A 23,496-nucleotide genomic window follows, 5' to 3' on the forward strand; every position below is an offset into this window, starting at 1 on the left:
GCCACAAGCCTTAGGGGAGCTCGCCATCATGGGCAAGGACTTCGACCTGTATCGCCTGTCCGAGGAGCACGACATGCTCCGGGAGACGGTCCGCGCGCTGGCGGAGGCGAAGATCACGCCGTTCGCGGCGGCGGTCGACGAGGAGGCCCGGTTCCCGCGCGAGGCGCTCGACGCGCTGGTCGCGGCGGATCTGCACGCGGTGCACGTGCCGGAGTCCTACGGCGGTGCCGGCGCGGACGCGCTGGCGACGGTGATCGTGATCGAGGAGGTCGCCCGCGCGTGCGGTTCGTCCTCGCTGATCCCGGCCGTGAACAAGCTCGGCTCGCTCCCGGTGATCCTGTCGGGCTCGGAGGAGCTGAAGCAGAAGTACCTGGGGCCGCTGGCCCGCGGCGAGGCGATGTTCTCCTACTGCCTCTCCGAGCCGGACGCCGGTTCGGACGCGGCCGGGATGAAGACCCGCGCGGTCCGCGACGGGGACTCCTGGGTCCTCAACGGTGTGAAGCGCTGGATCACCAACGCCGGCGAGTCGGAGTACTACACGGTGATGGCCGTGACCGACCCGGAGAAGCGGTCCAAGGGCATCTCCGCGTTCGTGGTGGAGAAGAGCGACGAGGGCGTCTCCTTCGGCGCTCCGGAGAAGAAGCTCGGCATCAAGGGCTCCCCGACCCGCGAGGTCTACCTCGACAACGTCCGCATCCCCGCCGACCGGATGATCGGCGCGGAGGGCACCGGCTTCGCCACCGCGATGAAGACCCTGGACCACACCCGGATCACCATCGCCGCCCAGGCCCTCGGCATCGCCCAGGGCGCCCTCGACTACGCCAAGGGCTACGTCAAGGAGCGCAAGCAGTTCGGCAAGCCGATCGCCGACTTCCAGGGCGTGCAGTTCATGCTCGCCGACATGGCCATGAAGCTGGAGGCCGCCCGCCAGCTCACCTACGCCGCCGCCGCCAAGTCCGAGCGCGTCGACGGTGATCTGACCTTCTTCGGCGCGGCCGCCAAGTGCTTCGCCTCCGACGTCGCGATGGAGGTCACCACCGACGCCGTCCAGCTCCTCGGCGGCTACGGCTACACCCGCGACTACCCGGTCGAGCGCATGATGCGCGATGCCAAGATCACCCAGATCTACGAAGGCACCAACCAGGTCCAGCGCATCGTCATGGCCCGCAACCTCCCGTAACCGTCCGCCACCCGCTTGACCGCTTGAAAGGAGCCAGGCCGTGACCCTGAGGATCGCTGTCTGTGTGAAGTACGTACCCGACGCGACCGGCGACCGCGGTTTCGCCGACGACCTGACGGTCGACCGCGACGAGGTCGACGGCCTGCTGTCGGAGCTGGACGAGTACGCCGTCGAGCAGGCGCTGCGGATCTCCGAGGAGTCCGACGACGCCGAGGTCACGGTCGTCACCGTCGGCCCGGACGACGCCAAGGACGCACTGCGCAAGGCGCTGTCGATGGGCGCCGACAAGGCCGTCCACGTCAACGACGACGACATCCACGGCACCGACGTCATCGGCACCTCCGCCATCCTCGCCAAGGCCCTGGAGAAGACCGGTTTCGACCTGGTCCTCTGCGGCATGGCGTCGACCGACGGCACCATGGGTGTGCTGCCGGCGCTGCTCGCCGAGCGGCTGAGCCTTCCCCAGGTCACCCTGCTCTCCGAGGTCACGGTCGAGGGCGCCCTGGTCAAGGGCCGCCGGGACGGCGACGCCGCCACCGAGCTGCTCGAGGCACCGCTGCCCGCCGTCGTCTCGGTCACCGACCAGTCCGGCGAGGCCCGCTACCCCTCCTTCAAGGGGATCATGGCCGCCAAGAAGAAGCCGGTCGAGGAGCTGGACCTGGACGACCTCGACATCGACGCCGACGAGGTCGGTCTGGCCGGGTCCTGGACCCTGGTCGAGTCGGCCACGGCGCGCCCGGCGCGCACCGCGGGCACGATCGTCACCGACGAGGGCGACGGCGGCAAGCAGCTCGCCGCGTTCCTGTCCTCCCAGAAGTTCATCTGACCCGCCGTCACTATCGTTCAGGAGCAAGGAATCATGGCTGAGATCCTGGTTCTCGTGGACCACGCCGACGGTGCGGTCCGCAAGCCGGCGCTCGAACTGCTCACCCTGGCCCGCCGGATCGGCGAGCCGACGGCCGTCGTGCTGGGCGCCGGCGAGGCCGCGGCGTCGATCGCCGCCACGGCCGGTGAGTACGGCGCGGCCACCGTGTACGTCGCGGACGGCGCCGAGTTCGCCGAGCAGCTCGTCGTACCGAAGGTCGACGCGCTCACCCAGATCGCGAAGGACAAGGGCGTCGCCGCCGTCCTCGTGACCTCCTCGGGCGAGGGCAAGGAGGTCGCCGCGCGCGTCGCGCTGCGCCTCGGCTCCGGCCTGATCACGGACGCCGTGGAGCTGGAGGCGGGTGACGAGGGCCCGGTCGCGACCCAGTCCGTCTTCGCCGCCTCCTACCAGGTCAAGTCGCGGGTCTCGCACGGCGTGCCGGTCATCACCGTCAAGCCGAACTCCGCCGCCCCGGAGGCCGCCCCGGCCGCCGGTACGGTCGAGGACGTCACCGTCGCCTTCACCGGCAACGCGGCCACCGTCGTCTCGCGCACCCCGCGCGTCTCCACCGGCCGCCCCGAGCTGACCGAGTCCGCGATCGTGGTCTCCGGCGGCCGCGGTGTCGGCGCGGCCGAGGGCTTCGCGGTCGTCGAGAAGCTCGCGGACTCGCTCGGTGCGGCCGTCGGCGCCTCGCGCGCCGCCGTCGACGCCGGCTGGTACCCGCACTCCAACCAGGTCGGCCAGACCGGCAAGCAGGTCTCGCCGCAGCTGTACGTCGCGGCGGGCATCTCCGGCGCGATCCAGCACCGCGCGGGCATGCAGACCTCGAAGACGATCGTGGCCGTGAACAAGGACGCCGAGGCCCCGATCTTCGACCTGGTGGACTACGGCGTGGTCGGCGACCTCTTCGAGGTCCTGCCGCAGCTGACGGACGAGATCGGCGCGCGCTAGCCGCTCCGGGCTCTCGCCCGTACGGACGAAGAAACCGGCCCGGTGGCACTCTGTGCCACCGGGCCGGTTTCCTGTGTCGCCCCCGCGGGGGTCAGATCCAGCCGTCGAGGGGGACCTCTTCGCAGAGCCGGACGACCGGCTCGTGACCGGTCAGGACGCCGTGGGCGGAGAGCCTGACGCGTACGCCGGGGCGTACCGCGTGCGGGGGCCCGTCGACCCGGCACCGTACGACGAAGCCCTCGGTCATGTGCACCGGCCACAGGTCGTTGTCGGCCGCGGCGACCCCGCGGCGTACGGAGATCACGCCCTCGCCCTCGCTGCGTTCGGGAGCGAGGTCGGTCGACCCGCAGGTCGGACAGAGCAGGCGCTGGAAGGTCGTGGTGTGGCACCAGCGGCAGAGCTGGTAGTAGAGCTCGGCGTCCTCGGCCGATTCCTCGGCCCGGACGGCTGTGCTCCCGTTCCTCAGTGCTACGGACCCGGTGTGGAACACGATGCGTTCTCCTTGCACTCGGCGGCTCGACCGTGCATGGAGCAAAGATATGGCACTGAGTGCCATCAAATAAAGACCTGAGTTCCCTGAATTGACGATACTGAGATCCCCTTGAGATCAGCGGAGATCGTCACGGCGTCTCTCAGCTCTCGCCGAGGCTCGACTCCACCTCGCGCACCACGCGCCACATCGGCGTGGACCGCTTGGTGATCACCACCACGACGTCCTCGGCCTCCTCGCTCCGGGCGGCTCCGGAGCCGGCGGCGCCGCCGTCGCCGTTCCCCTCGCTCCAGGTGCTCCGCACGAAGTCGAGGGCCCGGTCCACCTCGGCCAGCGGGTCGCCCTCGCCGCCGGAGCGCAGCCAGTGGCGCAGCGTGTGGTTGTGCGCGGCGACCACGGCGGCCGCGACCACGTTGGCCCGCAGGGTGCCGTCGCGGCGGTCCGCGTAGCGGGTCCGCAGATAGTCGCCGAGCGTCTTCTCGTACCGCCAGACGACCGAGAGTTCGTACGTCCGAAGGCCCGTCACCTCGCGGGTGAGGCGGTAGCGCTGGACGGAGAACGTGGGGTTCTCGGCGTACATCCGCATGACGAGGCGGGTGGCGTCGCAGACCCTGACCAGCGGGTCGTCGGTGTCCGCGCTCGCGGCGAGGAACTGGGTCATGTCGGCGAGGCTCTGCTCGTGGTCGGGGAAGACCACGTCCTCCTTCGACGGGAAGTACCGGAAGAAGGACCGCCGGCCGACCCCGGCGAGGGCGACGATGTCGTCGACGGTCGTCTGCTCGTACCCCCGCTCCAGGAAGAGCTGGAAGGCCGCGGCGATGAGGGAGTCCCGCATCGCGGGCTTCGCGGAGTTCGTCGAGGCTGTTCCCATGGCCCGAACCTAACATCCGCCGGGCGAGGCCGCGGCACTTGGTGCCAGCAAAATCCGGCACCAAGTGCTCTCTCGCGCTACGGGAGGCCGCTCAGGGGGTACGGGAGGTCAGCGGGCCGCCATCCGCAGCGCGCCGTCCATCCGGATCGTCTCGCCGTTCAGGTAGTCGTGCTCGGTGACCATCGTGACGAGCCTCGCGTACTCCTCCGGGCGGGCCAGGCGCTGCGGGAAGGTGACGCTCGCGCCGAGCCCGGCGCGGATCTCCTCGCTGAATCCGGCCATCATCGGGGTGTCGACGATGCCGGGCGCGATCGTGACGACCCGGATGCCGAACTGCGCGAGGTCGCGGGCGGCCGTGACGGTCATCCCGGCGACGCCCGCCTTGGAGGCGGCGTACGCGATCTGTCCGACCTGGCCCTCGAAGGCGGCGATCGACGCGGTGTTGACGACGAGGCCGCGCTGTCCGTTCTCGTCCGGCTCCTGACGGGCGATGGCCTCGGCGGCCAGCCGCATGACGTTGAACGTCCCCAGCAGGTTGACGTTCAGGACCGCGCGGAACAGGTCGAGGTCGTGCGGGCCCTTGCGGCCCAGGACGCGGGCGGAGGGGGCGATGCCCGCGCAGTTGACGGCGAGTCGCAGCTCCGCCCCGTCGGCCTCGATCCGGGCGAGCGCCTCGCGGACCGGCGCCTCCTCGGTGACGTCGGCCGCGAGCAGCGTGACGCCCTCGGGCAGCGGACCGGCGGCGGCGACCGCCTTGTCCAGGTCCAGGCCGTAGACCGTGGCGCCGCGGGCGGCGAGTGCGGCGGCGGTGGCGGCGCCGAGACCGGATGCGGCGCCGGTGACGAGCGCGGCGGAGCCGGCGATGTCCATGGAACTCCTCGAAACGTCAGCGGGAAGGGGGCGTCAGCGGGCGAGCTGGCGGCTGATGACCAGCCGCTGGATCTGGTTCGTGCCTTCGAAGATCTGCATGATCTTGGCCTCGCGCATGTAGCGCTCGACCGGGAAGTCGCGGGTGTAGCCATACCCGCCGAGGACCTGGACGGCGTCCGTGGTCACCTTCATGGCCGCGTCGGTGGCGGTCAGCTTGGCCACGCTGGCCTGGCGGCTGAAGGGGCGGCCGAGGTCGCGCCGGCGGGCCGCGTCGAGGTAGGTGGCGCGGGCCGAGTCGACGGCGGCGGCCATGTCCGCGAGGAGGAAGCCGAGCCCCTGGTGGTCGACGATCTTCCGGCCGAAGGTGGAGCGCTCGTTGGCGTACGCGACGGCGGTGTCGAGCGCGGCCTGGGCGAGGCCCGTGGCGCAGGCGGCGATGCCCAGCCGCCCGGAGTCGAGCGCGCTGAACGCGATCTGGAGGCCCTGGCCCTCGTCCCCGATGAGCCGGTCGGCGTCGAGGAGGGCGCCGTCCCAGTGGGCGGAGGTCGTGGGGACGGCCTGGAGCCCCATCTTCCGCTCGGGGAGGCCGAAGGTGAGGCCCTCGGTCTCGCCGGGGGCGAGGAAGCAGGAGATGCCGTGGCCGCCGGGGGCGGTGCGGGCGAAGAGGGCGTAGAACCCGGCCTTGCCGCCGTGGGTGATCCACGCCTTGTTGCCGGTGACGCGGTACGCGCCGCCGTCCGGGCCGTCCACGCGCTCGGCCTTGCAGGACAGGGCGGCCGCGTCGGAGCCCGCCTGGGGCTCGGAGAGGCTGTAGCCGCCGATGGTCTCGCCGGCGAGCATCGCGGGGAGCCAGCGCTCCTTCTGCTCCGGGGTGCCGAAGGAGTGCAGGGGGTGGCACGCGAGGGTGTGGACGCTGGTGGCGACGGCGACGGCCGCCCAGCGCGCCGCCAGCTCCTCCAGGACCTGGAGGTACACCTCGTACGGCTGGCCTCCGCCGCCGAACTCCTCGGGGTAGGCCAGGCCGAGCAGCCCGGCCCGGCCGAGCGTGGCGAACAGACCCTCGGGATAGGTCTCGGCGGCCTCGTGCTCGTCCACGCGGGGAGAGAGCTCCTTGTCGGCGATCTCCCGGGTGAGGGCGATGAGGTCCGCCGCCTCGGGGGTGGGAAGCAGGCGGTCGACATCCATGGCGACTCCAGTGACACTCAGCACCGTTGTAACGGTACTGGGGGCGGTACGGCAGTACCGTTGAGAGTAGCGCAGAAGGGTGACGCCGTAACCCCCGGAACGGGCCGACCGGCATACTGTTCGGGTGATCGAGACTCCTGTCACCGGCGCCCCCAGGCAGTCGGGCCGCGGCGCGGCCCGCCGTTCCGCCCTCTTCGAGGAGCTGGTCGCCCTCCTGGTCGGCGAGGGGTTCGCCCAGCTGACACTGGACGATCTGGCCGCCCGGCTGCGCTGTTCCAAGCGCACGCTCTACGGCCTGGCGGACAGCAAGGAGCAGCTCGTCAGGGCGGCCGTCGTCCACTTCTTCCGGCGCGCGACCACCCGCGTCGAGGCGGTCCTCGCGGCGGAGCAGGACCCGGCGGAGCGGCTCGCCGCGTACCTGCGGGCCGTCGCGGCCGAGCTGGCCCCGGTCTCCCCGCAGTTCTTCGACGACGTCGCGGCGTTCGAGCCGGCCGCCGAGGTCTACGAGCGCAACACGCGCGCGGCGGCCGGACGGGTGCAGCAGCTCATCGAGGAGGGCGTCCGCGCGGGCGTCTTCCGCGAGGTCCACGTGACCTTCGCCGCCGACGTCATCACCTCGGTCATGGTCCGCATCCAGCAGCGGCAGGTCGCGGCGGCCACCGGACTTGCCGACGCGGAGGCGTACGGACAGCTGGCCGAGCTGCTTCTCAACGGCCTGCGCAGGAACTGACCGCCCGGGACGAGACGTCCGGGCCCTGCCCGGATCAGCCCGGATCCCCGTACGGCCCGGCCGGAACCGGATCCCCCGTACGGCCGGGACTAGAAGCCGTCGTCGGTGTGCGGCAGGCGCGGTGTCCGCAGCGCGGCGTCGAGCGTGGCCGCCGCGCCCGGGGTGTGCTCCTCCACCAGGCCCGCGGCGACCAGGTCCACGACCTTCGTACCGCCGAGGTAGCAGGCACCCAGGTCCCGTACGCCGAAGGAGAGGTCGACCGGGTCGGCGGTCGGCTCGTGGCGCGCCCCGTCCGGGCCCGTCGTCAGCCGGAAGCGGCCCGAATTGGTTGGCAGGCGGCTGTCGTGGACCTCCAGGACGAGGTCCGCCGCCGCGGCCCAGCTCCGGGCCGTGAGCGCCGCGCGGACGTCGACGAGCCGCACCCACAGCGCGGGGAACTGCCCCGTGACCCGCACCTGGTCGCGGTCGGCGGCGAAGAGCAGCAGGGGGTCGTCGACGGGCCTGCCCCAGGCACGGACCGTAGCGGTCAGGTCGATCGAGGCCAGATAGCGCCAGAGCGCGGCGGCGACGGCCGGGGTGTCGGCCTCCACCTCGTCGACCCGGACCACGCCGGCCGTGCGGGCCTCCTCGTTCTCCCCCTTGGTGCGGTAGACGGCGTACCCGGCGACGGGATCGCCGAGCACCACGACCCGGGGCGGTGACAGCTCGTCGTCGTCCTCGTCCTCGTCCCGCAGCCACTCGCCGGCCCAGCGCGCCTCGTCCCGCGCGTTCCGGCCCGCCCGGAGCGCGCGTGTGGACTCGAAGTACGGGCCGACGACGACCGGGGCGTCGGCCGGTTCCACCAGCCGCAGCGGGCGCTCGTCCGGGTCGATGCGCAGCGCGAGGGGGCGCCGGGAGTCGATCTCGACGGTGACGCCCCGGGTGGCGGCGCCGAAGCCGAAGCGGCCGTAGATGGCGTCCTCCGACGCCCAGAGCGCGGCGAGCGGCGTCCCGCGTTCCTCGTACCGCCGGAACGCCTCGGCGATCAGGGCGGAGAGCACGCCCCGCCGACGGTGGGTCGGGGCGACGGAGACGTACGTCAGGCCGGGACAGGGCAGGTCGCCGCCGGGTACGGAGAGGGTGAAGGGGAAGGCCGCGAGGAAGCCCACCAACCGCTCGCCGTCGTACGCGCCGATCCGTTCGCAGGCGAGCAGCAGCTCGCGCTGGTGCCCCCGCTCCTCCTCCTCGGGACGCTCATGGAAGACGAGGTACGCGAGGTCGAGGGCACGGTCGAGATGCACTTCGGGTACGTCACGAATGTCCATGTTCAGGACAGTAGTGGCGGCCGGGCGGGGCCCGGTCGGCGGGTCGCCCGGGGTGATCCACGCCGTCTCAGGCGACGGAACCTATCCGGCCGTCCGGGGCGCGCGGGCCGTCGTGGTGGATCGGGGTGTGCGCGCCCGTCAGGGAGGTGCCCCTCCCGCCGCGGCGGTTGGCGACGATCTCGGCGGCGATGGAGAGGGCGGTCTCCTCCGGGGTGCGGGCGCCGAGGTCGAGCCCTATCGGGGAGCGCAGGCGGGCGAGTTCGATCTCGGTGACGCCGACCTCGCGCAGGCGCTTGTTGCGGTCCTCGTGGGTCCGGCGGGAGCCCATCGCGCCGACGTAGGCGACGGGAAGCCTCAGGGCCGCTTCGAGGAGCGGGACGTCGAACTTGGCGTCGTGGGTCAGCACGCACAGGACGGTCCGTCCGTCGACCTCGGTCGACTCCAGGTACCGGTGCGGCCAGTCGACGACGATCTCGTCGGCCTCGGGGAAGCGTGCCGGCGTCGCGAAGACGGGCCGGGCGTCGCACACCGTGACGTGGTAGCCGAGGAACTTGCCGACCCGGACGAGGGCGGAGGCGAAGTCGATGGCGCCGAAGACGATCATGCGCGGCGCGGGGACGGAGGACTCGACCAGAAGGGTGAGCGGCTGTCCGCAGCGGCTGCCGTCCTCGCCGATCCCGACGGTGCCGGTGCGGCCCGCGTCCAGCATGGCCCGGGCCTCGCCGGCCGCGGTGCGGTCCAGCTCGGGGTGGCCGCCGAGGCCGCCTTCGTACGATCCGTCGGGCCGGACCAGGAGTGCCCGGCCCATCAGGTCGGAGGGTCCGGAGACGATCCTGGCGAGGGCCGCAGCCTCCCCCGAGACGGCGGCGGCCAGGGCGGCGGGGAAGACCCCGCCGCGGACCGGGGTGACGAGGATGTCGATGATTCCGCCGCAGGTCAGGCCTACGGCGAAGGCGTCCTCGTCGCTGTAGCCGAAGCGCTCGACGACGGTCTCGCCGTCTTCGAGGGCCTGTTGGCACAGCTCGTAGACCGCGCCCTCCACACATCCTCCGGAGACCGAGCCGATCGCCGTGCCGTCGCTGTCGACGGCGAGCGCGGCACCCGGTTGCCGGGGCGCGCTCCCGCCGACCGCCACGACGGTGGCGACGGCGAACTCGCGTCCCTGCTCGACCCACCGGTGCAGCTCTTCGGCGATGTCCAGCATCTCGAAACTCCTCGATGTGTGTGTGGAGGGCGACGGTGCGGCGTCAGCTGACGCCCAGCCAGCTCTCGATGGGATGGATCGCGAAGAACACGATGAAGATCGCGGTCAGGCCCCACATGAAGGCGCCCACTTCGCGTGCCTTGCCCTGCGCCGTCTTGATCACGGCGTAGGAGATGACGCCGGCCGCGACACCCGTGGTGATGGTGTACGTGAACGGCATCAGGACCACGGTGAGGAACACCGGGATCGCGACGGAGCGGTCGCTCCAGTCGACGTGCTTGGCGTTCTGCATCATCATCGCGCCGATGACGACCAGGGCCGCGGAGGCGACCTCGGCCGGCACGATCGCGGTGATCGGGGTGAAGAAGAGACAGGCCGCGAAGAACGCGCCGGTGACGACGGAGGACAGACCCGTACGGGCACCTTCGCCGACGCCGGTCGCCGACTCGACGAAGACGGTCTGGCCGGAGCCCCCGACGCCGCCGCCGATGACACCGCCGGCACCGTCGATGAACAGCGCCTTGGACAGGCCGGGCATCCGGCCCTGGGAGTCGGCGAGCTTGGCCTCGGATCCGACACCGATGATCGTGGCCATGGCGTCGAAGAAGCCGGCGAGCACCAGGGTGAAGATGATCATGGTGATCGTGATGTAGCCGACGTCGCCCCAGCCGCTGAAGGACACTTCGCCGATGAGCGAGAAGTCCGGCGTGGAGACGGCGCTGCCGCTGAGCTCCGGCGGGCCGGAGAACCAGGCCTTGGCCGGCAGGTCGCCGACGGCGTTGACGATGGCGGCGATGACCGTGCCCGCCACGATGCCGATCAGGATGGCGCCGGGCACGTTGCGGGCCTGGAGCGCGAAGATCAGCAGCAGGGTGAAGGCGAAGATCAGGACCGGCCAGCCGGCCAGCTCGCCGGCCGGGCCGAGGACGACCGGGCCACCGCCGGGCGAGGGGTTCTCGTGGACGAAGCCGGCCTTGACGAAGCCGATCAGCGCGATGAAGAGGCCGATGCCGATGGTGATCGCGTGCTTGATCGCCAGCGGGATCGCGTTCATGATCATCTCGCGGAGGCCGGTGACCACCAGGAGGCAGATCACCGCACCGTAGGCCACACACATGGCCATCGCCTGCGGCCAGGTCATGACGGAGATGACCTGCGAGGAGAGGACACCGGAGACGCTGAGCCCGGCCGCGAGGGCGAGGGGGACCTTGCCCCAGAAGCCCATGAGCAGGGTCGTCGCCGCGGCGGCCAGAGCGGTCGCCGTGATGAGCGCGGGCTGGCTGAGGACGTTGCCGTCCACATCCTTGCCGCCGAGGATCAGGGGGTTGAGCAGGAGAATGTACGCCATCGCCATGAAGGTGGTGACGCCGCCGCGGATCTCCGTCGCGACGGTTGATCCTCTCTCCGAGATGTGAAAGTACCGGTCGAGCCAAGAGCGGCCGGCGGGGACGTTCGAGCCGGAGCCCGCGTCCTCCGAGGCGGTCTTGGGCTCCACTGACGACTGGGTCATGGGGCCTACTCCCAAGGTTCAAAGGGGCACCCGCTTAAGACTTTCCGAAGGTCAGACATGCTGCGGGATTTGGGATGCTGCGTGGGCTGCACGACCCGGGGGACGGCCCGAGACGAACTTTGCTGAATCGGTTGTTCGGTGGTGCTGGTGCTGCCGGTGGTATCGGTGAGCGGTGATACCGGGGGTTTTCTCCGGGCGGAGCGGGCTGGGAAGTGTGACGTTCCTGGGAGGCACGCCCCGCCCGGAGAGTCCTAGAGGGTGCCGGTGAGCGCCTCGGGGCGGACCGGCGTCTTGTTGAGCTCCAGGCCCGTCGCGTTCCGGATCGCCGCGAGGACGGCCGGGGTGGACGACAGGGTCGGGGCCTCGCCGAGTCCCCGCAGGCCGTACGGCGCGTTGGGGTCGGCCAGTTCGAGTACGTCGACCGGGATGGTCGGCGTGTCGAGGATCGTCGGGATCAGGTAGTCCGTGAAGGAGGGGTTGCGCACCTTCGCGGTCTTCGGGTCCACGATGATCTCTTCCATCACCGCGACGCCCAGGCCCTGGGTGGTTCCACCCTGGATCTGGCCGACGACGGAGAGCATGTTGAGCGCCTTGCCGACGTCCTGGGCGGTCGCGAGCTCGATGACCTTCACCAGGCCGAGCTCGGTGTCCACCTCCACCACCGCGCGGTGCGCGGCGAAGGTGTACTGGACGTGGCCGTCGCCCTGGCCGGTGACCAGGTCGAACGCGACGGTCGGGCGGTGCCGGAACTCGTGCTCCTGGTCCACGGCCTCGTCCTCCAGGACGTCGGCCAGGTCCGCGAGGACCTCGCCGCCGTCGGTGACGACCTTGCCGTTCTCGAGCAGGAGCTCGGCGGTGGCCCACGCCGGGTGGTACGAGCCGAACTTGCGGCGGCCGATCTCGAGGACGGCCTCGCGCACCTTCTCGCAGGTGTTCTTCACCGCGCCACCGGTCATGTACGTCTGCCGGGAGGCGGACGTCGAACCGGCGGAGCCGACCTGGGTGTCGGCCGGGTGGATGGTCACCTGGGTGACACCCAGCTCCGTGCGGGCGATCTGGGCGTGGACGGTGACACCGCCCTGGCCGACCTCCGCCATGGCCGTGTGGACCATCGCGACGGGCTCGCCGTTGATGACCTCCAGGCGCACACGGGCGGTGGAGTAGTCGTCGAAGCCCTCGGAGAAGCCGACGTTCTTGATGCCGACCGCGTAGCCGACACCGCGGACGACGCCCTCGCCGTGGGTGGTGTTGGACAGACCGCCCGGCAGCGCGCGGACGTCCGCCTGCTCGCCGGCGGTGAGCCACTGCTGCTCGGGCGGCATCGGGCGGGCCTTGACGCGGCGCAGCAGCTCGGCGACGGGCGCCGGCGAGTCCACGACCTGGCCGGTCGGCATGATCGTGCCCTGCTCCATGGCGTTGAGCTGGCGCAGCTCGACCGGGTCCATGCCCAGCTTCGCCGCGAGCTTGTCCATCTGCGCCTCGTACGCGAAGCACGCCTGGACCGCGCCGAAGCCGCGCATCGCGCCGCACGGCGGGTTGTTGGTGTAGAGCGCGACGGCCTCGATCTCGACGTCGTCGACCACGTACGGACCGGCGCCGAGCGAGGAGGCGTTGCCGACGACGGCCGGGGAGGCCGAGGCGTAGGCGCCGCCGTCGAGCACGATCCGGGCCTTGAGGTGCGTGAGCTTGCCGTCCTTGGTGGCGCCGTGCTCGTACCAGAGCTTCGCCGGGTGGCGGTGCACGTGGCCGAAGAAGGACTCGAAGCGGTTGTAGACGATCTTGACCGGCTTGTTCGTGGCGAGCGCCAGGAGGCAGGCGTGGATCTGCATCGACAGGTCCTCGCGGCCGCCGAAGGCACCGCCGACGCCGGAGAGCGTCATGCGGACCTTCTCCTCGGGCAGACCGAGGACCGGGGCGATCTGCTTGAGGTCCGAGTGCAGCCACTGGGTGGCGACGTAGAGGTCGACACCGCCGTCCTCGGACGGCACGGCGAGGCCGGACTCCGGGCCGAGGAAGGCCTGGTCCTGCATGCCGAAGGTGTACTCGCCCTCGACGATCACGTCGGCCCGCTTGCGGGCCTCCTCCACGTTGCCGCGGATGATCGGCTGGCGGTGCACGATGTTCGGGTGCGGGACGTGACCGGAGTGGTGGTCGTCGCGGCCCTCGTGGATCAGCGGGGCGTCGGCGGCGAGGGCGGAGGCCTCGTCCGTGACGACCGGCAGCTCCCGGTAGTCAATCTTGATCTTGGCCGCGGCGCGGCGGGCCGTCTCCGGGTGGTCGGCGGCCACGAGGGCGACCGGCTCACCGTGGTGACGGACCTTGCCGTGCGCCAGGACGGGCGTGTCCTGGATCTCCAGGCCGTAGTTCTTCATCTCGGCCGGCAGGTCGTCATAGGTCAGCACGGAGTAGACACCGGGCATCGCCAGCGCCTCGGAGATGTCGATGGAGACGATCTCGGCGTGCGCGACGGTGGAGCGCAGCGTCTGGCCCCACAGCATGTCCTCGTGCCACATGTCCGAGGAGTACGCGAACTCGCCGGTGACCTTGAGGGTGCCGTCCGGGCGGAGCGTCGACTCGCCGATGCCGCCCTTGTTGTGCCTCTGGGTGACGTTCGTCGGCGTGCCCGCCGGAACGGTGCGCGTGTTCTGCGCCATGGTCAGACCGCCTCTCCCTGACGGGCGGCCGCGAGGCGGACCGCGTCGAGGATCTTCTCGTAGCCCGTGCAGCGGCAGAGGTTGCCGGAGAGGGCCTCACGGATGTCCTGGTCGGACGGGTCGCTCTGACGCTCCAGGAGCTCGTCGGCGGCGATCAGCAGACCCGGGGTGCAGAAGCCGCACTGGACCGCGCCGGCGTCGATGAACGCCTGCTGGATCGGCGAGAGCGCCAGCGGGTCGCTGCCGGCCTCACCGGTCTGCGAGTCCGCCGGCTTGGCCTGCCACTTCTTGGCCGAGTCCAGGCTGGTGCCGCAGCCGCCGGTGCCACAGGCACCGCCCGGGTGGGCGTCCTCGCGGTGCTGGGAGTAGTCCGCCAGACCCTCGACCGTGACGACCTCGCGGCCCTCCACCTGACCGGCCGCGACCAGGCAGGAACAGACCGGGACCCCGTCGAGACGGACGGTGCAGGAACCGCACTCGCCCTGCTCGCAGGCGTTCTTGGAACCGGGAAGACCCATCCGCTCACGCAGGACGTAGAGAAGGGACTCGCCCTCCCAGACGTCGTCGGCTTCCTGCTGACGGCCGTTGACCGTGAAATTGACGCGCATGGTTATGCAGCTCCCTCAAGCGTGCGGCCGGTGCCCCGGTACTGCTCCCAGGTCCAGCCGAGCTGGCGGCGGGCCATGATTCCTACGGCGTGGCGGCGGTACTTGGCGGTGCCACGGACGTCGTCGATCGGGTTGGCGGCGCCCGAGCACAGGTCCGCGAACTGCTTGGCGATCGACGGGGTGATGATCTTGCCGCTCTCCCAGAAGCCGCCCTCCTCCAGCGCCGCGTTCAGGAAGGCCTCGGCCTCCTTGGCGCGGATCGGGGTCGGCGCGGCCGAACCGATGCCGGTGCGGACCGTACGGGTCTCCGGGTGGAGCGCCAGGCCGAAGGCGCAGACGGCGATGACCATCGCGTTGCGCGTGCCGACCTTGGAGTACTGCTGGGGGCCGTCCGCCTTCTTGACGTGGACGGTCTTGATGAGCTCGTCGGGCTGCAGCGCGTTGCGCTTCACACCCGTGTAGAACTCGTCGATCGGGATGAACCGGTTGCCACGCACCGACTCCACCTCGACCTCGGCTCCTGCGGCGAGCAGCGCGGGGTGCGCGTCACCGGCCGGGGAGGCGGTGCCCAGGTTGCCGCCGACGCCGCCGCGGTTGCGGATCTGCGGAGAGGCCACGGTGTGCGAGGCGAGCGCGAGGCCCGGCAGCTCGGCCCGCAGGTTCTCCATGATCTGGGTGTACGGAACGGAGGCGCCGAGGCGGACGTTCTCCTCGCCGACCTCCCACTCGCGCAGCAGCTCGATACGGTTCAGGTCCAGGAGGTACTCGGGACGCCGGTGGTCGAAGTTGATCTCGACCATGATGTCGGTACCACCCGCGATGGGCACGGCCGTGGGGTGCTCGGCCTTGGCGGCGAGCGCCTCCTCCCAGCTGGCGGGGCGAAGGAAGTCCATGGTGGCTCTCTTCTTGTGCTTCTAGTGATCGGGGGTCGGTCGGTCTTACGGGCCCGGGGGGACGGCCGGCCCTCGACTTCGAATTCATGTTCACGTGCTGTTAACGCGATGTGTGGCCTAGTACACAAGGCCTGCCCGCCGGGGTGCAGTCACCGAAAACATGAAGGAGTTGGCTGGTGACCTTGTTCGTCTTGTAGATTCGAACGAACGGCGGTACTCGGCAACCTCGCCGTTTCCCCCTGGAAACGGCGGCACCAGGCGACCGACGACAACGCGACAGTCCGCGGATCGCCGGACACGCCGCCGCCCCCGGGGGAGCGCGAGGGGCGAGTACCCACGAAAGTGACAGACGAGTGACGGACGAGAAGGAACGGCGGCAACGAGATGCGGCTGCGCGCACTGCTGGAAACCGACGCGCTGGGGCTGCGCCTGCTCGGCGGTGAGGACGAGCTGGACCGCACCGTCCGCGGCGTGATGACGACGGACCTCAAGGACCCCAGCCGGTACCTGTCCGGCGGCGAGCTGGTCCTCACCGGCCTCGCCTGGCTGCGGGAGCCCGAGGACGCCGAGCCGTTCGCCCGGATCCTGGCCTCCGCGGGCGTGGCGGCGCTCGCGGCCGGCGAGGCGGAGCTCGGGGACATCCCCGACGATCTCGTACAGGCGTGTTCTCGCCATCGGCTGCCGTTGTTCGCAGTCAACGAGACCGTTGCATTCGCGACGATCACCGAACACGTTGTTCGACAGGTGTCCGGCGAACGCGCGGGCGACCTGGCGGCCGTCGTCGACCGCCACCGGCGGCTGATGACCTCCGGGCCGGCCGGCGGCGGGCCCGAGGTCGTCCTGGACCTCCTCGGCTCCGACCTGGACCTCCGGGCCTGGGTCCTCTCCCCCACCGGCCGCCAGATCGCCGGCGCCGGAGAGCCGCTGGAGGCCGGGCTCGCCGCGACACTGGCCGGTGAGCACCTGGCCGCGGCCAGGACCGGACGGCGCGGCCCACACCGGCTCAGCGCCGCCGGAACCACGTACTCCCTCTTCCCGATCCGCAACACCGGGCGCGGCGCCGCGCCCGCCGCGCGCGACGTACGGGAGACCGTCCTGTCCGACTGGCTCCTCGCCGTCGAGGCCGACGCCGGCGACTGGCCGGCCGCCCGGCTCGACCTCCTCCAGGGCGTCACCCAGCTGATCGCCGTCGAGCGCGACCGGCGGGACGCGGCGCGCACGGTACGGCGCCGGCTGGCGCAGGAGGTCCTGGAGCTGGTCCAGACAGGGGCCGCGCCCGCCGAGATCGCCGCCCGCCTGCGGGTCGCCGCCCCGGTCCTGCTGCCGGGCCTGGGGACCGCCCCGCACTGGCAGGTCGTCGTCGCCCGCGTCGAGTGGGACCAGGAGGGCGGGGCGGGCGCGGTGGACACCGGCCCGGTGGCCCAGGCGCTCCTGGAGGAGATCCTCGTCGACCCGGCGACCGTCGGCGCGGACTCCGCCGACCGGATCGCGGTCGCGCACCACGGGGACGAGGCCATCGCGCTGGTACCGCTGCCGGCGGGCCCGGTGCCCGACAGCGAGGACGAGGGCACCGCCCACGTCGGGCTGCACGCCGACGCGCTGCTCGCCGCCGTAAGGGACCCGCTGTCGTCCGGTCTCGCCGACGACGGACGCCTCACGCTCGGCGTCAGCGCGGCCGTCCACTCGGCGGAGGGCCTGCGCGGCGCCCTGGAGGAGGCCCGGCACGCCCGCCGGGTCGCCGCCGCCCGCCCCGGCCGCGTCTGCGCCGCGGGGCACCACGAGCTCGCCTCGCACGTGCTGCTGCTCCCGTTCGTCCCCGACGACGTCCGCCGCGCCTTCACGGCCCGGCTGCTCGACCCGCTGCGCGACTACGACCGCCGCCACCGCGCCGAGCTCATCCCCACGCTGGAGGCCTTCCTCGACTGCGACGGCTCCTGGACCCGCTGCGCGACCCGTCTTCACCTGCATGTGAACACCCTGCGCTACCGGGTGGGGCGGATCGAGCAACTGACGGGCAGGGACCTGTCGCGTCTCGAGGACAAGCTGGACTTCTTCCTGGCGCTGCGCATGAGCTGACCCTCCGGGGCACGCCGGCGGCCGTCCGCACACGGGCGGCCGCCGGCCGGACGTCACCCGTTCGGCCCAACGGGGTCGCGGGGCCTCGGCCGTCACCCGAGGGGACCTCACGGGGTTCATCTGTTCGGGGGAATCCGGGACCTGACGGCACGGAAGGTGTCGACGCCCTGGCCCGGGGGGGTGCGCGGGGCCCCGGTGGCGCCCGGGGCAAGGGCGGAAGCGGATCACGGCCGCCGGTGAGCGACGCAGAACGCACGCGTCCGCATAGCGGTCAAGGTCCAGCACTTGTGAAAAGTTTCACCTGACCCCTTGGCCAGCGCCACGCGTTCGTGCTGAGATGCGGGCTAACTCAACAGCTCAATGGCGCGCTCGGGGAGGGCAATGTGGCGGATACCGCCATGTCTGGTTCCGAAACAACGGGTGGCGAAGATCCGTCCCACGGCTACGGCGGGGCGACCCCGATGGAGACGGCGATATGGCGTCTTCGCTCGCGCGGCTGCTGGACCGACGCGGCCGCCCTGCTCACGCCCCGCGCGGCGGAACCGGCGGTGGCACTGGAACGGGCGGCCCTCCTGATCGAGCGCTGTCTCTACACCGAGCGGGGGTGGGCGGAGGCCGAGGAGGCGCTACGGGCGGCCGAGGCCGTGGCCCGGACGGACGAGGAACGAGGTGCCGCCGCGTGCGAACGCGGCTATCTGGCCTACGCGTCGACGCTGCTCGGCGTACGCGACCGGGCCGACGAGGCGACCGCCGCGCTCGGGCGGGCGGCGGCGCTGATCGGCCCCTCGGCCGAGGGGCGGCCGCTGCTCGACTACCGGCGCGGGCTGATCGCGCAGAACATCGGCGACTCGCCCCAGGCCGCCCGCGCCGCCTACCGTCGCGCCCACGCGGGCGCGACGGCCCAGGGGGACGACCTGCTGCTCTCCTCGACCTGGCGTCATCTCGCCGGACTCGCCCTGCAGGAAGGTGAGTTGGCGGAGGCCCGGCACGGATTCGCCGAGTCGCTCCGCATCCGCGAGGAGCTCGGCTACCTGGTCGGTACGGCCCCGGCCCTGACGGCGCTCGCGAACACGGAGACGGAACCGGAGGCGGGGCGCCTACGGGCCGAGGCGGCGCGCCTGTTCCGCCTCCTGGGCGGCGTACCGACCTGGCTTGCGGCCCAACTGACACCTCGGCCCGCGATCTGACGGACCGTCGTAGCAGACCCTCAGGGGCCGGGTGGACACGTCCGCCCGGGTCCCTGAGGGTTTCGCGTCACGGTGACGTACCGTCACTTCCGGTCGTGGGCGGCCCGGTCCAGGCAGAGCAGCCCCTCGTCCATCCCCACCACCAGCGCCCCGTCGGGGGTGAGGGCCACCGCGCGGACCGGCGGGCCGGGGCGGAAGGTGAGGCGGGTCCGGGTGTCGAGGTCGTGGAGTTCGACGAGGCCGTCCGCCCAGGCGATCGCGAGCGACGGGCCCTCGGCGCTCTCCGTGGCGTGCAACGACACGACCGCGGACCGGCGTTCGGCGACCGGCGCGGGGTCCGGGTCCCGGCCCGGGATCCAGCGGCGGACCGTGCCGTCGAGGCCTCCGCTGCACAGGAAGGGCGTGGCCGTGCCGACCGCCGTCACGGCCGTCACGCGACCGCTGTGCAACGCGGCCTGGTGGATGCCCGTCAGGCCGAAGGCGTGGACGGAGCCGAGCCGGTCCCCCACCACCACCGAGCCGCTGATCGCCGCGAGTGCGGTGCCCGGGTGCCGGGTGAGGGTGGCCGCGACGGCGGTGGTGAGCCGTTCCAGGTAGGGCGCCCGGGGCTCCGGCCCGGGAACGGGCTGGAGCCGGCCTCGCTCGTCCAGGAGCAGGACCGTGCCGTCCGGTGCGGGCGCGAGCGCCTTGACCCGGCCGCCCGAGGGGGTCCGCAGCGGCTCGCCCGCCGGGGTCGCGTCGGCCGCGCCGAGAAGCCGTACGGCGTCCGTCGTACCCGCGACGAGGAGTCGGTCGCCGATCGCGCCGAGGGCCGTGACCGGGCCGGGCCAGGGCGGGGTGAGGTCGCCCCGCACGCGGGTCCAGCGCAGGCGCCAGGGGGCGTCGGCGGCGAGGGCGAGCAGCGTGGGGCGGAGCCGGGGGTCCGCCCCGTCGCCGAGCGCGCCGAGCAGGACGAGGGCCCGGTCCGCGGGGCTCTGGTCGCGGCAGAGGGACTGGCCCGCGCGCAGCCAGGCGGACCGCAGGCCTCCGCGGTCGTCGCCGGGGCCGGTGGCGTACGCGGTGGTGACGCGCAGCGGGTCGGCCGTGCACACCGCGACGGGGTCGGCCAGGTCGACCGCGTGCCGCGCCTCGTAGGGCAGGTCCCCCGGGCCCGGCTCCCCTCGCCCGGAGGCTCCCTGAGCCGGGGCGTTCGTCTCGCCGCGGTCCGCCTCCTCCGCGTCCCCGTCGAGGTCCACGACCGTGACGCGCCGGTCGGCGAGGAGGGCGTACGAAGGCGTTCCCGTACAGCTCTCGACGACGAGCCGCACCCGGCCCGAGGCGGCGAGTTCGCCGATCAGTTCGGCGATCGCCTCCGGCTCGGCGGCGGCGTGCAGGTCCGGCAGGACGAGGGCCGCGCGTCGTGTCTCGGTGGTGGCGACGGCCTGGACCAGTTCGCCTGGCGTCCTGGCCACGACACCGAGCCGGTTCGCGATCGTCCAGGCCGCGCCGAGCGCGCACTGTCCGGCGAGCGGGATCAGCTCGCGCGCCGCGCGCCGGCGGCGCGCGCCCGCGCGGGTGCCGTGCGCGGCGAGCCAGGAGAGCAGCGCGGACTTGCCCCTGCGGGGGCCGCCGACGACCAGGCAGAGGCGGGGGGCCTCCGGGTCGGTGAGCCAGCCGAGCAGGGCCGCCGCCTCGGCCTCCGTTCCGGCGGGGCGGTCTCCGCGGACGGATCCGGTCACGGGCGCCTTCCCCGTGCCGGGGACGGAGTCGCGGACGGCATGGGACACCTCACGGACGGCGCGGTACGGGCGGGTTCACGGCAACAGCCAACGGCGGCAAGGGCCGAGGGCACCGGCCGACGGCAACGACCTTAGTCGTCAGTCCGCCGATCCGGTGAAATGCTCCCTGACAAGTGACTGCACGACGGTGACATCCTGGGCGATCAGGGCGTCGAGGAGGGCGCCGTGTTCCGCCGCGTCCGCCACGAGGTCGCCGTGGCGGGTCACCGGGCCGCTCGTCAGGGGCCACTGGGAGCGGCGGTGCAGGTCGTCGGCGACGGCGAGGAGCTGCTCGTTGCCGGCCAGTGAGAGCACGGCGCGGTGGAAGGCGCGGTCGGCCTCGGCGTAGTGGGCGCGGTCGCCGCGGGCGGCGGCGGCGCCGGTGGCCTCGGCGAGCGGCCGGAGCTCGGCCCAGCGGGCGGCGGGGACCGTGCGGGCGAGGCGGAGCATGATCGGGATCTCGATGAGCGCCCGGATCTCGGCGAGCTCGGCGAGCTCGCGCGGAGTGCGTTCGGTGACCCGGAATCCGCGGTTCGGTACGACTTCGACGGCGCCCTCGACGGCGAGCTGTTGCATGGCCTCGCGCACGGGGGTCGCGGAGACGCCGAAGCGCTCGGCGAGGACCGGTGCGGAGTACACCTCGCCGGGGACCAGCTCGCCGCCCACGAGGGCGGTGCGCAGGGCCTGGAGGATCTGGCCGCGTACGGAGTGGCGCTGGACGGTACGGGGGGCGAGGCCGGGCGTGGACGGCTCACCGTGGGTGTACTCACCGCGAGTGTGCTCGCCGTGGGTGTGCTCGCCGCGGACCTGCTCGGGGACCCGCACCGCGCCGTCGTTCGGCGGGTGCGGCCGGCCGGCGGCCCGCTCGCGCGCTCTGCCCTGCTCCACCCGGGTCCTCCTGCGGGCTCGTGCCGGGCCTGGCTCGCGATACCGAGGCCCCCTGTGCACCATAGGCGGCCAGGGCTGCAGTTCAAACATCGACGCCATCGGGTAAGGTAAGGCTAACCTGCTAACGATCGCGATTCGGTGGTCCCCGTATGGCCCTCCCCGCTCTGCTCCCCGCCCCGTACACCTCCCCCGTCGCGGCTTCCTACGCCCGCCTCGGCGAGGTGTTCTCCGGCCTGCGGATAGAGGAGCTGGACAGTGGCGAGAGCTCGCCACGGGGGGCCGGCTGGGTGGGGGCCGACGAGCTCGCGGCCGGCGGCGCCGCCCTCGACGCCTTCCTGGCCTGGGACAACGCCCAGGTACTGCGCGACTACGGGCAGCAGGCCCGCCCCGACGTGATCGCCGGCTTCGGACTGCACCGGTACGCCTGGCCCGCCTGCCTCCTGGTCACGGTCCCCTGGTTCCTGCACCGCCGGGTCCCCCGGCTGCCCGCCCGGAACGTGTCCTTCCAGCGGGCCCTGGGACGGATGACCGTACGGATCGAGGAGTTCACCTGTCTGCCGGGCGACCCCGCGGCTTCACTGCCCGGCGCCCGGGTCGTCCCGGACGAGGAGGCGCTGCGCGCCGAGCTCAGGGACGCGCTCGCCGAGCACTTCGAGGAGATCCTGGCCGGCTTCGGACCGCGGATGCGACGCGGGAGGCGGGCGGTGTGGGGCATGGCCACGGACGAGATCGTCGAGGGGCTCTGGTACGTCGGGGCGCTGTTCGGCGAGGAGCGGCGGGCGATGGACGAGCTGGAGCTGCTGATGCCCGGCACGGCCAAGCCGTACGCGGGCACCGCGGGCTTCCGTGAGCTGCCCGGCGCCGAGACGGCCGACGGGACGCCCCGCCCCACCCGGGACCGCGCGACGTGCTGCTTCTTCTACACGCTGCGCCCCGAGGACACCTGTCTGACCTGTCCGCGCACGTGCGACGCCGAGCGGGTCCGCAGGCTCGCCGCGACCGCCTGACGGTCGGACGAATTACGCCACTCGTACGGGTGACGTCGATCGAACACAACTCCCTTGCACCGGCCGGTCGTTCGACCAGATCGCACCTATTCGTATGCCGTGCGGCCCCGATGGCGTGCTCTTGCCGCGAAACCCCTTGAGCGGCCCCCGGGGTCGGCCAGTATGGGCGGCCGAAACGCCCTACTGCGATGCAAGGGACACCGCATGAGACTGACCGACATATCGCTGGACTGGCTGCTTCCGGGCGGCGTCATGGTGGCCGGAGTCCTGACGGCGGTGGCGGTGCTCGCGCGCGGCAAGCGCGCCGGTGACCAGGCCGCGGCCGAAGACTCCTGGGAACGCAGTGAGGAACGTCGCCGACGCAAGGAGGCGATCTACGGAACCGCCTCCTACGTCCTGCTCTTCTGCTGCGCGGCGGTCGCCGCCGCGCTCTCCTTCCACGGCCTCGTCGGCTTCGGCCGGCAGAACCTGAACCTCACCGGGGGCTGGGAGTACCTCGTCCCCTTCGGCCTCGACGGCGCGGCGATGTTCTGCTCGGTGCTCGCCGTCCGTGAGGCGAGCCACGGTGACGCGGCCCTCGGCTCGCGGCTCCTGGTGTGGACGTTCGCGGGCGCGGCCGCCTGGTTCAACTGGGTCCACGCCCCCCGGGGTCTGGACCACGCGGGTGCCCCGCAGTTCTTCGCGGGCATGTCCCTCTCGGCTGCGGTTCTCTTCGACCGGGCCCTCAAGCAGACCCGCCGGGCGGCCCTCCGTGAGCAGGGCCTGGTGCCCCGTCCGCTGCCGCAGATCCGGATCGTCCGGTGGCTGAGGGCGCCCCGGGAGACCTTCGCCGCCTGGTCGCTGATGCTCCTGGAGGGCGTACGGACCCTGGACGAGGCGGTGGACGAGGTCCGTGAGGACCGGCGCGAGAAGGAGCAGCACCGGCTGCGCAGGCGTGAGCAGGAGAAGCTCGACCGGGCCAGGATCAAGGCGATCAACCGCCAGCACCGGGCCTTCGGGCTGGGCAGAGGAGGCGGACGCCAGGTCGAGGTGCCGTCCCTGAACTCCGGCGCGGGCTCCGCGACGCCGTCCGTGGGGACAGCCGTCGCGGAGCCTGCCATAGCAGACCCCGGACAGCTGCCGCTTCGACACCGGCCCTCCCTCCAGGCCGTGAAGGGTACTGAGCCCCGGACGGTGGACCTCACCGCCGAGGACGACACCCAGACACTGCCCCGGCTCGACTCGCTGGAGCGCAAACTGAAGGACCTGGAGCAGCAGTTCGGCTGA

At 72.3% G+C, this 23,496-nt stretch carries 20 protein-coding genes; 8 read left to right on the top strand and 12 right to left on the bottom strand.

Annotated features, from left to right (window positions below; genetic code table 11):
* Positions 1 to 28 precede the first annotated feature (28 nt).
* Genes M5362_RS03685 through M5362_RS03695 form a run of 3 tightly spaced genes read left to right on the top strand, consistent with a single transcriptional unit; the run spans position 29 to position 2,996 of the window.
* Positions 29 to 1,180 (top strand): acyl-CoA dehydrogenase family protein, encoded by a 1,152-nt coding sequence (locus M5362_RS03685; protein ID WP_260226158.1) that lies wholly within the window; start codon positions 29 to 31, stop codon positions 1,178 to 1,180.
* A gap of 40 nt (positions 1,181 to 1,220) precedes the next feature.
* Positions 1,221 to 2,006, top strand: coding sequence for an electron transfer flavoprotein subunit beta/FixA family protein (locus M5362_RS03690; protein ID WP_260225829.1), 786 nt, complete (start codon positions 1,221 to 1,223; stop codon positions 2,004 to 2,006).
* A gap of 33 nt (positions 2,007 to 2,039) precedes the next feature.
* Entirely contained in the window at positions 2,040 to 2,996 is a 957-nt protein-coding gene (locus M5362_RS03695; protein ID WP_260225830.1) for an electron transfer flavoprotein subunit alpha/FixB family protein, read from the top strand.
* A 91-nt stretch (positions 2,997 to 3,087) separates the two neighbouring features.
* Here M5362_RS03695 and M5362_RS03700 read toward each other — a convergent pair whose 3' ends face one another.
* The 4 genes from M5362_RS03700 to M5362_RS03715 all read right to left on the bottom strand — a co-directional run bounded on the left by M5362_RS03700 (position 3,088) and on the right by M5362_RS03715 (position 6,412).
* A complete protein-coding gene (locus M5362_RS03700; RefSeq protein WP_260225831.1) occupies positions 3,088 to 3,486 on the bottom strand; it encodes a hypothetical protein in 399 nt (132 codons plus the stop codon).
* Positions 3,487 to 3,628: 142 nt separating this feature from the next.
* Positions 3,629 to 4,357, bottom strand: a complete 729-nt coding sequence (locus M5362_RS03705) for a TetR/AcrR family transcriptional regulator (RefSeq protein ID WP_260225832.1) — start codon at positions 4,355 to 4,357, stop codon at positions 3,629 to 3,631.
* Positions 4,358 to 4,465: 108 nt separating this feature from the next.
* Entirely contained in the window at positions 4,466 to 5,227 is a 762-nt protein-coding gene (locus M5362_RS03710) for an SDR family NAD(P)-dependent oxidoreductase (protein ID WP_260225833.1), read from the bottom strand.
* Positions 5,228 to 5,260: 33 nt separating this feature from the next.
* Positions 5,261 to 6,412 (bottom strand): acyl-CoA dehydrogenase family protein, encoded by a 1,152-nt coding sequence (locus M5362_RS03715; RefSeq protein ID WP_260225834.1) that lies wholly within the window; start codon positions 6,410 to 6,412, stop codon positions 5,261 to 5,263.
* A 124-nt stretch (positions 6,413 to 6,536) separates the two neighbouring features.
* Here M5362_RS03715 and M5362_RS03720 point away from each other — a divergent pair, with 124 nt between their 5' ends.
* A complete protein-coding gene (locus M5362_RS03720) occupies positions 6,537 to 7,142 on the top strand; it encodes a TetR/AcrR family transcriptional regulator (protein WP_260225835.1) in 606 nt (201 codons plus the stop codon).
* Positions 7,143 to 7,231: 89 nt separating this feature from the next.
* On the opposite strand, the gene M5362_RS03725 is transcribed toward M5362_RS03720, so the two are convergent.
* The 6 genes from M5362_RS03725 to M5362_RS03750 all read right to left on the bottom strand — a co-directional run bounded on the left by M5362_RS03725 (position 7,232) and on the right by M5362_RS03750 (position 15,315).
* Positions 7,232 to 8,446, bottom strand: a complete 1,215-nt coding sequence (locus M5362_RS03725) for a GNAT family N-acetyltransferase (RefSeq protein ID WP_260225836.1) — start codon at positions 8,444 to 8,446, stop codon at positions 7,232 to 7,234.
* Between the two features lie 67 nt (positions 8,447 to 8,513).
* Positions 8,514 to 9,650 (bottom strand): XdhC/CoxI family protein, encoded by a 1,137-nt coding sequence (locus tag M5362_RS03730; RefSeq protein WP_260225837.1) that lies wholly within the window; start codon positions 9,648 to 9,650, stop codon positions 8,514 to 8,516.
* 43 nt (positions 9,651 to 9,693) lie between these two features.
* Positions 9,694 to 11,160 (bottom strand): NCS2 family permease, encoded by a 1,467-nt coding sequence (locus M5362_RS03735; protein ID WP_260225838.1) that lies wholly within the window; start codon positions 11,158 to 11,160, stop codon positions 9,694 to 9,696.
* Between the two features lie 251 nt (positions 11,161 to 11,411).
* Complete coding sequence (pucD, locus tag M5362_RS03740) at positions 11,412 to 13,814, bottom strand: xanthine dehydrogenase subunit D (protein ID WP_260225839.1); 2,403 nt, start codon at positions 13,812 to 13,814, stop codon at positions 11,412 to 11,414.
* Between the two features lie 2 nt (positions 13,815 to 13,816).
* Complete coding sequence (locus M5362_RS03745) at positions 13,817 to 14,422, bottom strand: (2Fe-2S)-binding protein (protein ID WP_260225840.1); 606 nt, start codon at positions 14,420 to 14,422, stop codon at positions 13,817 to 13,819.
* A 2-nt stretch (positions 14,423 to 14,424) separates the two neighbouring features.
* On the bottom strand, positions 14,425 to 15,315 hold the full coding sequence (locus tag M5362_RS03750) for a xanthine dehydrogenase family protein subunit M (RefSeq protein ID WP_260225841.1): 891 nt from the start codon (positions 15,313 to 15,315) through the stop codon (positions 14,425 to 14,427).
* A 384-nt stretch (positions 15,316 to 15,699) separates the two neighbouring features.
* Between M5362_RS03750 and M5362_RS03755 the strand changes: the two genes are divergently transcribed.
* Positions 15,700 to 17,391: a PucR family transcriptional regulator gene (locus M5362_RS03755; protein ID WP_260225842.1), complete on the top strand. Its 1,692-nt coding sequence runs from the start codon at positions 15,700 to 15,702 to the stop codon at positions 17,389 to 17,391.
* 398 nt (positions 17,392 to 17,789) lie between these two features.
* On the top strand, positions 17,790 to 18,578 hold the full coding sequence (locus tag M5362_RS03760; RefSeq protein ID WP_260225843.1) for a hypothetical protein: 789 nt from the start codon (positions 17,790 to 17,792) through the stop codon (positions 18,576 to 18,578).
* An 83-nt stretch (positions 18,579 to 18,661) separates the two neighbouring features.
* Here M5362_RS03760 and M5362_RS03765 read toward each other — a convergent pair whose 3' ends face one another.
* Positions 18,662 to 20,296, bottom strand: coding sequence for a WD40 repeat domain-containing protein (locus M5362_RS03765; RefSeq protein WP_260225844.1), 1,635 nt, complete (start codon positions 20,294 to 20,296; stop codon positions 18,662 to 18,664).
* Positions 20,297 to 20,434: 138 nt separating this feature from the next.
* Positions 20,435 to 21,223 carry a GntR family transcriptional regulator gene (locus tag M5362_RS03770; protein ID WP_260225845.1) on the bottom strand — a complete coding sequence of 263 codons (789 nt, stop codon included), beginning with the start codon at positions 21,221 to 21,223 and terminating at the stop codon, positions 20,435 to 20,437.
* Positions 21,224 to 21,372: 149 nt separating this feature from the next.
* Here M5362_RS03770 and M5362_RS03775 point away from each other — a divergent pair, with 149 nt between their 5' ends.
* Positions 21,373 to 22,230 (top strand): (2Fe-2S)-binding protein, encoded by an 858-nt coding sequence (locus M5362_RS03775; RefSeq protein ID WP_260225846.1) that lies wholly within the window; start codon positions 21,373 to 21,375, stop codon positions 22,228 to 22,230.
* A gap of 204 nt (positions 22,231 to 22,434) precedes the next feature.
* Positions 22,435 to 23,496, top strand: coding sequence for a DUF2637 domain-containing protein (locus tag M5362_RS03780; protein WP_260225847.1), 1,062 nt, complete (start codon positions 22,435 to 22,437; stop codon positions 23,494 to 23,496).

This window comes from Streptomyces sp. Je 1-79 (assembly GCF_025195125.1).
In the GTDB taxonomy this organism is placed as follows: Bacteria; Actinomycetota; Actinomycetes; order Streptomycetales; family Streptomycetaceae; genus Streptomyces.

Excerpts from the sequence above, each read along its gene's own strand:
- M5362_RS03745 (WP_260225840.1), bottom strand. The coding sequence starts at position 14,422 with ATGCGCGTCAATTTCACGGTCAACGGCCGTCAGCAGGAAGCCGACGAC.
- M5362_RS03730 (WP_260225837.1), bottom strand. The coding sequence starts at position 9,650 with ATGCTGGACATCGCCGAAGAGCTGCACCGGTGGGTCGAGCAGGGACGC.
- M5362_RS03685 (WP_260226158.1), top strand. The coding sequence starts at position 29 with ATGGGCAAGGACTTCGACCTGTATCGCCTGTCCGAGGAGCACGACATG.
- M5362_RS03695 (WP_260225830.1), top strand. The coding sequence starts at position 2,040 with ATGGCTGAGATCCTGGTTCTCGTGGACCACGCCGACGGTGCGGTCCGC.
- M5362_RS03705 (WP_260225832.1), bottom strand. The coding sequence starts at position 4,357 with ATGGGAACAGCCTCGACGAACTCCGCGAAGCCCGCGATGCGGGACTCC.
- M5362_RS03710 (WP_260225833.1), bottom strand. The coding sequence starts at position 5,227 with ATGGACATCGCCGGCTCCGCCGCGCTCGTCACCGGCGCCGCATCCGGT.
- M5362_RS03780 (WP_260225847.1), top strand. The coding sequence starts at position 22,435 with ATGAGACTGACCGACATATCGCTGGACTGGCTGCTTCCGGGCGGCGTC.
- M5362_RS03735 (WP_260225838.1), bottom strand. The coding sequence starts at position 11,160 with ATGACCCAGTCGTCAGTGGAGCCCAAGACCGCCTCGGAGGACGCGGGC.
- M5362_RS03750 (WP_260225841.1), bottom strand. The coding sequence starts at position 15,315 with ATGGACTTCCTTCGCCCCGCCAGCTGGGAGGAGGCGCTCGCCGCCAAG.
- M5362_RS03715 (WP_260225834.1), bottom strand. The coding sequence starts at position 6,412 with ATGGATGTCGACCGCCTGCTTCCCACCCCCGAGGCGGCGGACCTCATC.
- M5362_RS03755 (WP_260225842.1), top strand. The coding sequence starts at position 15,700 with ATGCGGCTGCGCGCACTGCTGGAAACCGACGCGCTGGGGCTGCGCCTG.
- M5362_RS03775 (WP_260225846.1), top strand. The coding sequence starts at position 21,373 with ATGGCCCTCCCCGCTCTGCTCCCCGCCCCGTACACCTCCCCCGTCGCG.
- M5362_RS03760 (WP_260225843.1), top strand. The coding sequence starts at position 17,790 with ATGTCTGGTTCCGAAACAACGGGTGGCGAAGATCCGTCCCACGGCTAC.
- pucD (WP_260225839.1), bottom strand. The coding sequence starts at position 13,814 with ATGGCGCAGAACACGCGCACCGTTCCGGCGGGCACGCCGACGAACGTC.
- M5362_RS03725 (WP_260225836.1), bottom strand. The coding sequence starts at position 8,446 with ATGGACATTCGTGACGTACCCGAAGTGCATCTCGACCGTGCCCTCGAC.